Source organism: Acinetobacter sp. QJM3NY_42, assembly GCF_056173745.1.
The window spans coordinates 711,649-723,813 of the sequence record NZ_CM149689.1 but is presented as its reverse complement, the minus strand read 5'-3'; the positions used below and the strand labels follow the sequence as shown (position 1 = coordinate 723,813).

Sequence of the window (12,165 nt, the reverse complement as noted above, 5' to 3'; positions counted from 1 at the left end):
TAGCCTCAATATCTTCTGTTCGGTTAGACTTTTTTAACAAATTCGGATTTAAGTTTCATGGCTCCAATTCCGTCAATCTTACAATCAATATTATGATCACTATGCTCAATCAGGCGAATATTTTTAACTTTTGTACCTATTTTTACGATCTGTGAGGAACCTTTAATTTTCAGGTCTTTGATCACACTGACTGTATCCCCATCCTGAAGCAGATTACCTACCGCATCCTTAACTGTAAAAGTTTCGGTCTCTATCATGTTGGATGCTGGCCACTCGTGCGCACATTCAGGACAGATATAAAGTTCCTGGTCTTGATAGGTAAATTCAGAGTGACACTGTGGGCACGCAGGAAGTTGGTCAGTCATGAGGTTATCCTTATCAAAAGTAAGAGCATCATACTGCTTTCCGCCTGTTTTCTCTATGGCTCAGTTCGAAAGTATTATAGCACCCCCTATTTTAGGGAGAAAATCACATTGGCTCTTTATAATCAAAAGAGGAAATATAAAAAATACCAGCCTGACTTTGAAGACTGGTATTTTTTAATTTAATGTCTTTGGTTAAAAACAGTCGCCCGGTACACGAACCCAGCCTTCCATCAGCACACGGGCACTCCGGCTCATAATGGCTTTCCTGACAGTCCATGTTCCCTGCTGCTGTTCAGCTTGTGCGCCCACACGTAAGGTCCCGGAAGGATGTCCGAAACGGACGACTTCACGCTCTCCCCCACCAGCAGCGAGATTTACCACAGTGCCTGGGACTGCCGCCGCTGTTGCTATAGCAACTGCAGCAGTACCCATCATAGCATGGTGTAGTTTACCCATCGACATCGCACGGACCAGCAGGTCAATATCTTCCTGCTTGACCTGCTTTCCACTGGAGGCCATATAAGTAAGCGGGGGCGCCACAAAAGCAATTTTCGGCGTATGCTGACGGGAGGCTGCCTCAGCTATATCCTGTATCAGTCCCATTTTAAGAGCACCAAAGGCACGAATAGTTTCCAGACGTGCTAGCGCTAAAGGGTCAGTATTAATCTGTTCTTGTAACTCCGTGCCGGTATACCCTAAATCTGCTGCATTTAAAAAAATAGTGGGAATGCCTGCATTAATAAATGTAGCCTGAAAACTGCCTTCTCCAGGAACCTCGAACATATCGATGACATTGCCGGTAGGAAACATACTGCCCCCCTCACCATCATCATCGGAAGGATCTAAAAACTCAATTTGAACTTCGGCTGCCGGAAAGGTCACACCGTCCAGCTCGAAATCTCCAGTTTCCTGAACCTGCCCTTGCGTTACAGGTACATGTGCAACAATTGTTTTACCAATATTGACCTGCCAGATTTTTACGGTACATATACCATTTTCAGGAATACGATTAGCATCGACCAGTCCGTTACTAATAGCAAAAGACCCAACTGCTGCGGTCAAATTGCCACAGTTACCACTCCAGTCAACGACAGGCTGGTCAATTGAGACCTGTCCAAACAGATAGTCGACATCATGTTCTGCGCGGGTACTTTTAGACAGGATCACCGTTTTACTGGTGCTTGAGGTCGCTCCACCCATCCCATCAATCTGTTTGGTATAAGGGTCTGGACTGCCGATCACACGCAGTAAAAAATGATCACGCGCCTGACCTGCTTCGCGAGCCTTCTCAGGTAAATCATCAAGTTTAAAAAATACACCTTTACTGGTTCCGCCACGCATATAGGTAGCGGCGACTTTAATTTGTGGTACTGAACTCATTGCTGTTTTAATTCCTGTCATTCTTTATGATTATTGCTGGGCAAATGTGGGCTATCCAATCCCGGTTCATATTAAAGGTTTTTTAAACTGCTGTGCAGGCTATTCCTGTTCGAGTCTGAAACCGGCAGAATTATTTTATAGACTAGTCAGACTAAATTTAAATACTCAACCATCCCGATTCTATAAATAACAGCCTTACATCTCGCTAAGTTATTTATTTTTATTAAATTTATAAAAGAGCTTAAGATTCAGCAGCAAGCAATTAGTCTGACTAGGCTAATAAGTTGCAATACATTACAATACTTGACTTAGTCATCGTCGAGCTGAGCACTTTGAACAATAATACATCGCAACTTCAGCGTGGCTTAAAAAACCGTCATATCCAGCTTATTGCCATGGGTGGAGCTATTGGTACCGGTCTGTTTTTAGGTTCTGCGCAGGTTATACAGTCTGCTGGTCCATCCATTATTTTAGGTTATGCGATCGGTGGATTAATTGCTTTTTTAATTATGCGCCAACTAGGTGAAATGATTGTACATGAGCCGGTTGCTGGCTCTTTTAGTCATTTTGCGCATAAATACTGGGGTAACTTTCCGGGCTTCTTGGCAGGCTGGAACTACTGGATTCTTTATATTTTAGTTGCAATGACAGAGCTGACTGCTGTTGCCAAATATATCAATTACTGGTGGCCGCATATTCCTGCGTGGGCTTCGGTACTCTTCTTTTTTGTAATCATTACTTTAGTTAACTTGGGTAATGTCAAGTTTTATGGTGAATCAGAATTCTGGCTATCCATTATCAAGGTGGCAGCAGTCATTTCCATGATTGTGTTTGGCCTTTATCTGATCTTTACTGCAGATGCCAGTTCTGGTGCATCTTTTAGCAATCTGTGGAGTCATGGCGGCTTTTTCCCGAATGGTTTTGACGGCCTGTTTTATATGCTGGCTTTCCTGATGTTTGCCTTTGGCGGGATTGAACTGATCGGAATGGCAGCTGCAGAAGCAGAAAACCCGGAAAAAACTATTCCTAAGGCTATTAACCAGGTAGTTTTCCGAATTTTACTGTTTTATGTAGGTTCACTCACCATCTTACTGTCACTGGTACCATGGAACCAGCTGGAACTCGGTGGTCTGGATAAAAGTCCATTTGTAATGATTTTTAGCCAGTTAGGTATTGGCTGGGCAGCTCATCTGCTGAATTTTATTATTCTGACTGCAGCCCTGTCAGTTTATAACAGCGGCATGTACGCCAATAGCCGTATGCTGTATGGTCTGGCTCAGCAAGGTAATGCGCCAAAAATATTCTTGAAGGTTAATAAGCAAGGTGTACCGATTCCTGCTGTGCTTTTTTCTGCACTTCTGATTTTCGGTTGCGTATTACTAAACTATCTGATTCCAGAAGATGCATTAGGTCATCTGATGTATGTGGTAGTAGGAGCTTTAGTACTGAACTGGGCCATGATTACGTTAACCCACTTAAAGTTTAAAGACTATATTCAGAAAAATGGAATTTTATCCAAATTTCCGGCACTGTTTTCACCTCTGAGCAACTATATCGTTTTAGTATTTATTGCTGTTGTACTCTACATTATGTGGACACAAGGCTTTAAAGAGTCTGTGCTGATGCTACCAATCTGGGTGGTTCTGATGCTAGTGCTTTATAAAATACTTAAACCTCGTGTGTAAAGTCCATAAAATTCTATTTTGAAAAAGTTATTGTTGAGACAGTAACTTTTTCATTTATAATAAGTCTTCTTTGTGCCTTTAGCTTAACTGGATAGAGCAGTTGCCTCCTAAGCGACCGACGTGGGTTCGAGTCCCGCAGGGCACACATCCTTTTAAATCAGTATACATCTCTTTAATGATTGCAAAGTCTTTTGCATATTTTGTCTCTCCTCTTCCCTGATTTAAGTATCATTTAAGTTTCAGCTTTTACATTAAAATTCCATACAAGCTGAAAGTATCAATGCCTTTATGATATTCAGACGACTCCAGAACAAGTTTCCGCCTATTTCACTTAATATCTTCAATTTAATCCTGTCTATATGGTTTGGCGTTGCCCTGAATCTTTCTTTTTATATGAAGATGATGCAGCTCACACCTTACCAGGGAATCAAGGCATGGTTATTTTTAATGGCAACAGTCATTGTAGTGGTGAGTATCTACAACCTGATTTTTCAGTTGCTGCAGTGGAAATGGAACATTCGATTCTTTGCTGTCATCTTCATTCTTTTAGGCGGTTTTTCAGCTTATTTTGTTAACAGTCTGGGCATAGGTATATCAGCTGACCAAATTCAGAATGCATTACAGACCGATCAGCACGAAGTATTGGATCTGCTCTCCTGGCAATTTGTTTTGTGGAGTCTTGGCTTTGTCTTGCTGCCTTTATCATTGCTAGGCTTAGTCAAAATAAAAACTGAAGCTTTATCTAAAGTTTTTATTTCTAAAATGTTCGGTGCGCTTACCTCATTGGTTCTGGCCGGCTTGATGCTATTTACCTTCTATATTGATTATGCAGCTATCTTTCGTGAACATCGTGATCTAAAAGGTATGATCAGCCCACAAAATGTAATCGCATCTAGCATTTCGTATTATAAAAAGAAAGCGCCAAGACAGAATTTGCCGCTTATTAAATATGGAGAAGATGCACATTTAATTTTACCGGTATCAGATTCGAAAAAACCCCAGCTTATGGTTCTGGTAGTAGGTGAAACTGCCCGTGCCGAAAGCTTTGCTTTAAACGGATATACCAGAGCGACCAATCCAGAACTATCTAAACTGGATATTATAAATTTCAGTCAGGTCAGTTCTTGTGGAACAGCCACGGCAGTTTCAGTTCCCTGCATGTTTTCCGGTATGCCGCGCCAGCAGTATGATGAACAGCTCGCATCACACCGGGAAGGCTTGCTAGATATTGCCCAGCGTGCGGGCTACAAAGTAACCTGGGTAGATAATAACTCAGGCTGTAAAGGCGTCTGCAACCGCATAGAACAATATGAATTCAATAAATCCCTTAAACAGAAGTGGTGTATAGAGGGAGAATGTCATGATGAAATCTTGCCTGAGGCACTCCAGGCTTATCTGGCCAGTATTCCAGAGACAGATAAGACACCACGCCTGATTGTTCTGCATCAGGCAGGAAGTCATGGCCCGGCTTATTTTAAGCGCTCAACAGCAGCATACCAGCCGTTCCAACCGACATGTAATACCAATGCCATTCAGGGTTGTAGTGCCGAGTCTTTAATTAACAGCTACGATAATTCAATAGTTTACACCGATCATGTGCTTGCCGAGCTTATACAAACCTTAGAAGGAAACCAACACTATCAGAGCGCGCTATGGTATTTGTCGGATCATGGTGAATCTACTGGAGAGCATGGTTTATATTTACATGGTTCGCCTTATGCCATTGCACCCAGCCAGCAAACCCATATTCCAATGTTAATGTGGTTTTCAGAGAGCTGGAAACAGCAGCACCCTGTGCAGTTCGCCTGTCTGGCCAACCAGAAACAGCAAAATCTGAGCCAGGATAATTTATTTCCTACCCTGCTCAGTCTGCTCAACATTAAGAGTGCAGTGATACAGCCACAGCATGATATGCTGCAACAATGCCATCATCTATCGGGCCTGAGGATATAAAAAATGAATAAAATCCTGATTATTGAAGATGATTTTATGATTGCCGAATCCACCATTACACTGCTGCAATATCAGCAGTTCGCAGTGCAATGGGTAAATAACGGTATTGATGGCCTAAAACTGCTTAAAACACAGGAATTTGATATTGTCCTGCTAGATCTGGGCCTCCCTCTTATGGATGGAATGCAGGTCCTCAAGCAGATCCGGCAGCAAAAACCGGCTCTTCCAGTTTTAATTATTTCTGCACGCGACCAGCTACACAACCGGGTAGATGGCTTGAATCAAGGTGCAGATGATTATCTGGTTAAGCCTTATGAATTTGATGAATTACTGGCACGTATACAGGCTCTATTACGTCGCAGCACTATAACCAGCATTCAGACCGAAACCGTACAGATACTACAACATGGCGACCTGATACTTGATCTGGAACAGCATTCTGCCCTGTTTAAAAATGAACATATTGACTTGTCCAAGCGTGAATGGGCTATCCTTATTCCCTTGATGAGTTATCCCTATAAAATTTTTTCCAGAAGCAGTCTGGAAGATAAGCTCTACGATATAGATTCTGAAATCAACAGCAATACCATTGAGGTCTATATACACCATTTACGCACCAAGCTCGGCAAGGACTTTATCCGGACTATTCGTGGTTTAGGTTACCGTCTGGGTCAGGCCTAAGCTTAAACAGCGAAGTTTTTATGTCATCAAATTACTCCTTAAAAAAACGGCTCATACTCTATATTTCATTCTTTAGTATCAGTCTGGGCTGTGTACTGGTCTTTTCAGCTTATCGTATTGCGCTTGAAGAAATTAATGAAATTCTGGATGCCCAGATGCAGAATCTGGCTGAACGTATTGCCACTCATGGTCCAGAGCAGATCCAAAGCCAGTTTGATGAACATCAGCGCTACCATGAAGAAGATTTATTTGTAGATGTATGGGCATATACTGATCAAGATCATCAAAGCCAGTCAAAGCGGCTGGTTGCACCGGTAGAAAAAGCCGGTTTTTATACACACCAGACTGCAAGTGATATCTGGCGGACTTATGTGCTCCCACTTGAGCATGACCAGATACAGGTTAGCCAGCAGCTTTCTGTCCGCCGGCATCTGGCACTAGAACTTGCGGGCAATATGTTTATTCCCTACTTGCTGTTTATGCCCTTGGTGCTCTGGGGATTAGGCTGGATCATCAGCCACAATCTTAAACCTTTAGACGAATTTAAAGAAGAAATTGCAAAGCGTGAGCCACATGAATTAGAACCGGTTCAAATATTTAAATATCCTCAAGAAATTGTACCAGTCCTTAATGAAATCAACTCTCTATTTAGCCGAATTCAATATTCACAGCAAGAGCAGCGGCAATTTATAGCAAATGCAGCTCATGAGTTAAGAACACCGATTACTGCATTAAATTTGCAAATACAGATTCTGTTACAAGAGTTTCCTGACCATCCTGCTTTAAAGAACCTCAATAAAGGTTTAATGCGTGTCCAGCATCTGGTCAGTCAATTACTTAGCCTGGCTCAACAGGATGCAAATATTTTAGAAACTGAGCATGGTGTGCAGGTCAGAGTGAGCGATATCGCTACAAATTGTGTAGAGGAACTCATCCAGCTGGCAATACAAAAGAATATCGATCTGGGCATGGAGCAGCAGGATCCGGTGAGTATCTTGTCGGAACCCGCTATCATACACTCAATCATTTTTAATCTGATTGATAACGCCATTAAATACACGCCAGAGAATGGTGTAATTAATGTTTCCGTATATGCCAGAGAAAATGGAGCACTGATACAGATAGAAGACAGTGGACCAGGTATTGACCCTATGCTATACGAAAAGGTGCTTCAGCGTTTTTACCGTGTTTATCAGCATACAGAAATTGGGAGTGGCTTAGGTCTGTCCATTGTTCATAAGGCAACCCAACGTTTAAAGGGACGGCTTAGTTTTACACACAGCCAGACATTAGGTGGCTTACAGGTCAATATATTTTTACCAGATAATATTCTTTAAAAACCTGTAGAAAGTAGTGAGCCAGAATCTCTAGTCAGTACTTAAAATTTGAGGATAATCTGGTATATCAGAACATTTACACACCAGCAGATCCACAATGTCCATAGATTATGACTTAAAAAATGGGCACCACGCATCATCTGTGCCCAGCCCATTGCAAAACCAAGTATTAAGCCAGCCACAAGAAAGAAACAGGCCTTTTTTATATTAGATAAGCGGTAAACAAAATAACCTGTTAATAAAGCAAAACCTGTTGAAGCATGGCCGCCTGGAAAGCAATGCCCATTTTTTGCTGAAAAATCCCAAGTAAACCCTGAAATAGAAGGGATAGTCATATTCCATGGACAAGCATATGCAGACTGCGACTTGATGAGACCAACGATACTGGTACATAACAGGGAGACCAGAAAAAAATAGCCCCACTTCATTTGATACATTTTAAGTTTTTGGCACTTAAATGAGCTTAACCAGCCCATAAAATAGCAGATATAAACAGCCATAATTATATCTTTTATATAGCTATGGTTGAGTTTCGCCAAATACCAGCTATCACGAAATAGGAATTCTCCCGAGTGGCTTACCCACGGTTGTATAAGAGATAAATCGATTAACCCGCCTACAGGGAAAAAAATTTTTAAGATAAAGAAATTTATAAATAATAAAATGTACTGATAAGACAAAAAATAGTTTGAGTTTTGCATCACAGAAAATTTAAATAAATATCCTCTTTATCTGAACAGATATTACTTAAAATCATCTTAAACTGACCCACTACTTCCTACTTAAAATCTTGTTTAAAGAAAATTAACCCATTCCTCCCTACAATGAATTCACTTAAATTAATTATTTGCTTAAATTTTGCTCTTGATTTTCTTGATTATTTTTAAAAATCTGAATAGTCAAATTTTAAATTTTAATTGAAAAAAGCGATTATTACATAATAACGATAAATTAATATTTTTATATTTCAATTACTTAATTTATTATTCTTTTTAAATTATAGAACATTTACTCCAGTTAGCATGTTTTTTCAACATATTTTTTTTATTTTTAAGTTCAAATAGAGCATTTACTCTTAGTTTAATTGTGCTATTTTTGTCACATGGAGTTAAGTTAGATTTTATCCCGGAAGAGGATGATCTCCAAAATTAAAAAGCATAGATCATGCACGTAAAACTTCCCGTATCTCAAGGAAAGACTAGAATGAAATTAAAAACTCTTAGCACAGCAATGATTTTAGCAATGCTACCTGCAACTGGGGTATTTGCAGCAGCTTTAGATCGTTCAGGTCAGTCGATCTCTGCATTCTTACAGCCAGGTAATTATTTTGAAGCCGGAATTTCTGTTCTTGATCCATCAGTTTCTGGTAAAGTTCAAAATAATTGGACGCCAGGAGGAGCTGCCGCACCATTAGCTCCTGCTTATCGAGGCACCTCAGTTGGCGAAATGGGTGATGATTATTATTTTCCAAGTGCAGCATTAAAATTTCAGTTAACTGATAATTTTTCATTTGGTATAATTTATGATCAGCCATTTGGAGCGAAAGCAACTTACCCTACTGATACTTATTTAAATCCTTTAGCTGGTGGTGTTTTCCATAATGGAACAGAAGGTACAGAAGTAGAAGTTAAATCAGAAAATATTACTATGCTTGTAGGTTATCAACCTATTGAAAATTTTAATATTTATGGTGGTGCTGTATACCAGTCAGTTGAAGGTAATGTTCAATTACGTGGTCTAGCATATGGCAGTACAACTGCATTAGGTCAATACAATGCTACAATGGAAGACGATAGTGCTGTAGGTTGGTTAGCGGGTATTGCTTACCAGATTCCTGAAATTGCTCTAAAAGCATCACTAACTTATCGTTCTGAAATTGATCATGATTTGAAAACAAATGAATATGGTCATAGTGATATTTTAGCTTTAGTAACGCAAAACCCTGCTGCTGCGCTTTATAATGTAAATACAAATACTAAAATTTCTACTCCTCAGTCTGTAAACCTTGATTTCCAAAGCGGTATTATGGCAGATACAGTAGCCTTTGCTAACGTACGCTGGGTCAACTGGAAGGATTTCTCAATTCGTCCACAGCAGTTTGAACGAGTTTCAAGAGCTTTAGGCGCGGCAGGTGCTACTCCTAATAATCCAAATGGCTTTGATATTGTTTCTTATACTGATGATCAAATCTCAGCTACTCTAGGCGTAGGCCGTAAATTTTCTGAACAATGGGCAGGTAACGTTTCTGTAGGTTGGGATTCAGGTGCTGGTAATCCAGTTTCTACTTTAGGCCCAACAGAAGGCTATTGGAATCTTGGTTTAGGTCTACAATTTAGCCCTGCACAAAACTACTTTATTGCGGGCGGTGTGAAATATTTCTGGTTAGGCGATGCAAAAGCTCAAGCTGCATCTGATTTCGGTTCTAATTCATATGTAGCTGATTTTGAAGATAACGATGCTTGGGGTTATGGTCTAAAAATTGGTTATCGTTTCTAAGGTAAATTATTTTAGAAAGGCTATCGCTTGCGGTAGCCTTTCTATTACTGCTCTACTATACAAATTTCAAGTGTTGCTAATTTAGCCAAAAAAATTCGGTTTTACTTGGTATATTTTTAAAACATTTACTCTAATTTTTTATTTATAAATCATTTATATACATCAGTATTCTTAGTCTTTTTACTCTAATCAAGTATATTTCTTGCATTCATCAGTTCATTTTTTAGACCGAGCTGAGCATTTACTCTTTTTTGTTTTGTGTTACTTTCCTTCAACTTTTTTGTTACAGATGGCATCAGGGAAAGACCATGAAGCTCAATAAAATTTATTCCGCTATTCTTCTTAGCTCACTCCCTCTCACTGCGGTTAATGCGGGTGGTTTAGACCGTTCAGGTCAATCTATTCAGGCATTTTTACAGCCTGGAAACTATTTTGAGGCAGGTATTTCTATCCTTGATCCTGATGTTTCAGGTACTGACGCAAATGGGAATGTTGCTGGTGATATGGCTGGTGACTACTATTTCCCATCAGCGGCTTTGAAAATTCAGGCTACTGATAAAATTTCACTTGGTCTGATCTATGATCAGCCATTTGGTGCTGATGCCGAGTACAAAGGAAATAATAACTTTGTTGAAAACCGTATGGTTCCATTTAAAGGTGGTACTACCGTTGAAGTAGATACTCAAAACCTGAATTTTCTGATTGGCTATCAGCCTACTCAAAACTGGAATTTGTATGCAGGTGCTGTTTATCAGACAGTTGATGGTACGGTGAAATTACGCGGTAATGCTTATAGCGCCTTCAATGGATATGATTTAAAAACAGGTGAAGACGAATCGGTAGGCTGGCTGGCTGGTATTGCTTATCAAATTCCTGAGATTGCCCTAAAAGCTGCTATAACCTATCGTTCTGAAATTGAGCATGATATGAATGCTTATGAGAATTTTGGCGCGGCAGGACTCACTGGTAATCCTCGACTTGATGGTGCAATGAACCAGATTAGTGCTACTTCTGGACGTACTGAATTAACCACGCCACAGTCAGTTAATATCGATTTTCAAACGGGCATTATGGAAAATACTGTCGCATTTGCCAATGTACGATGGGTAGAATGGTCCAAGTTTGCAGTTCAACCTTATAAATTCGGCAAGTTATCGCAAGTCCTTGGTCAATCAACTCCAGCTCTTGGCAAACCAAATGGCTTTAATCTGATTGACTATAAAGATGATCAGATTTCAGCAACGGTCGGTGTAGGTCGTAAATTTAATGATCTGTGGGCAGGTAATGTATCAGTAGGTTGGGATTCTGGTGCAGGTAATCCTGTAACAACTCTAGGCCCAACTGAAGGTTACTGGAGTATAGGTACAGGCGTACGTTTTTCACCGGCTGAAAATTACTTTATTGGTGCAGGTGTAAAATACTTCTGGTTAGGTGATGCTGATGCAGTAACAGGTGCTCATACGGCGGCAGGTACTTTTGAAAGTAATCATGCTATCGCTTATGGTCTAAATATTGGTTACAAATTCTAAAAATCTCATTAGACAATTTATAGAAAAAGGGCGCTTCAAGTGCCCTTTTTTAAGCTTATTTATAAAATCTTAAGCTGGAATATCGCGCAGTGACACTGAACGGATTGCCTCTTTTAAAGCAGCGTAACCATGAATTGCCTGGAACTGCGGGAACTCAGCGATTACATTTTCTGGCGCATCAAACAGGAAACCATGGTCTGCTTCACCCAGCATGGTTGTATCATTATACGAGTCCCCTGCTGCAATTACACGAAAGTTCAGGTTGTGGAGTGCCTTTACTGCCTCACGTTTCTGGTCTGGCTGACGTAATTTATAGGCAGTGATCATGCCTTTTTCATCTGTTTCCAGCTTGTGACAAAAAATAGTAGGCCAGCCCAACTGTTGCATCAATGGATGGGCAAATTCATAGAAAGTATCAGATAAAATAATCAGCTGGAAATGGGTACGGACCCACTCTACAAATTCTTTGGCGCCGGGTAATGGACCCATATCTGCAATTACGGCCTGAATATCATTTAAGCCTAAACCATGCTGCTTCAAGATATTTAAACGCTGAGTCATCAGGACATCGTAGTCAGGAATGTCTCGAGTAGTGGCTTCTAGTTCTTTAATCCCTGTTTTTTTTGCAAAGTTAATCCAGATTTCCGGGACTAATACCCCCTCAAGATCGAGACATACAATTTCCATGAATTCTCCAAGCATCATAAAAAAATCGGATTATCATAGCATTAACCCGATA

General features: G+C 40.3%; 10 protein-coding genes and 1 tRNA gene. 7 read left to right on the top strand and 4 right to left on the bottom strand.

Translation table 11 applies throughout. The annotated features are described in order from the left end of the window. Positions 1 to 23 precede the first annotated feature (23 nt). Positions 24 to 365, bottom strand: a complete 342-nt coding sequence (locus AC0VYT_RS03365) for a zinc ribbon domain-containing protein YjdM (RefSeq protein WP_005015946.1) — start codon at positions 363 to 365, stop codon at positions 24 to 26. A 192-nt stretch (positions 366 to 557) separates the two neighbouring features. Then, entirely contained in the window at positions 558 to 1,745 is a 1,188-nt protein-coding gene (gene prpF, locus AC0VYT_RS03360) for a 2-methylaconitate cis-trans isomerase PrpF (protein WP_005015951.1), read from the bottom strand. 332 nt (positions 1,746 to 2,077) lie between these two features. Here prpF and AC0VYT_RS03355 point away from each other — a divergent pair, with 332 nt between their 5' ends. The 5 genes from AC0VYT_RS03355 to AC0VYT_RS03335 all read left to right on the top strand — a co-directional run bounded on the left by AC0VYT_RS03355 (position 2,078) and on the right by AC0VYT_RS03335 (position 7,401). Continuing rightward, positions 2,078 to 3,430, top strand: coding sequence for an amino acid permease (locus tag AC0VYT_RS03355; protein ID WP_005015952.1), 1,353 nt, complete (start codon positions 2,078 to 2,080; stop codon positions 3,428 to 3,430). A gap of 72 nt (positions 3,431 to 3,502) precedes the next feature. Further along, positions 3,503 to 3,575: transfer RNA gene (locus AC0VYT_RS03350), tRNA-Arg, on the top strand. Positions 3,576 to 3,718: 143 nt separating this feature from the next. Beyond that, positions 3,719 to 5,383, top strand: coding sequence for a phosphoethanolamine transferase (locus tag AC0VYT_RS03345; protein ID WP_005015953.1), 1,665 nt, complete (start codon positions 3,719 to 3,721; stop codon positions 5,381 to 5,383). A gap of 3 nt (positions 5,384 to 5,386) precedes the next feature. Next, positions 5,387 to 6,064: a response regulator transcription factor gene (locus AC0VYT_RS03340; protein ID WP_005015954.1), complete on the top strand. Its 678-nt coding sequence runs from the start codon at positions 5,387 to 5,389 to the stop codon at positions 6,062 to 6,064. Between the two features lie 20 nt (positions 6,065 to 6,084). Then, positions 6,085 to 7,401: an ATP-binding protein gene (locus AC0VYT_RS03335; RefSeq protein WP_005015955.1), complete on the top strand. Its 1,317-nt coding sequence runs from the start codon at positions 6,085 to 6,087 to the stop codon at positions 7,399 to 7,401. A 41-nt stretch (positions 7,402 to 7,442) separates the two neighbouring features. Here AC0VYT_RS03335 and AC0VYT_RS03330 read toward each other — a convergent pair whose 3' ends face one another. Next, positions 7,443 to 8,102, bottom strand: a complete 660-nt coding sequence (locus AC0VYT_RS03330; RefSeq protein WP_005015957.1) for a phosphatase PAP2 family protein — start codon at positions 8,100 to 8,102, stop codon at positions 7,443 to 7,445. Positions 8,103 to 8,604: 502 nt separating this feature from the next. Here AC0VYT_RS03330 and AC0VYT_RS03325 point away from each other — a divergent pair. Both AC0VYT_RS03325 and AC0VYT_RS03320 read left to right on the top strand, forming a co-directional pair. Next, positions 8,605 to 9,897 (top strand): OmpP1/FadL family transporter, encoded by a 1,293-nt coding sequence (locus tag AC0VYT_RS03325; protein WP_005015959.1) that lies wholly within the window; start codon positions 8,605 to 8,607, stop codon positions 9,895 to 9,897. Between the two features lie 308 nt (positions 9,898 to 10,205). Further along, on the top strand, positions 10,206 to 11,426 hold the full coding sequence (locus AC0VYT_RS03320) for an OmpP1/FadL family transporter (RefSeq protein WP_005024893.1): 1,221 nt from the start codon (positions 10,206 to 10,208) through the stop codon (positions 11,424 to 11,426). A 69-nt stretch (positions 11,427 to 11,495) separates the two neighbouring features. Here AC0VYT_RS03320 and thrH read toward each other — a convergent pair whose 3' ends face one another. Further along, on the bottom strand, positions 11,496 to 12,113 hold the full coding sequence (thrH, locus tag AC0VYT_RS03315; protein WP_005015962.1) for a bifunctional phosphoserine phosphatase/homoserine phosphotransferase ThrH: 618 nt from the start codon (positions 12,111 to 12,113) through the stop codon (positions 11,496 to 11,498). Positions 12,114 to 12,165 lie beyond the last annotated feature (52 nt).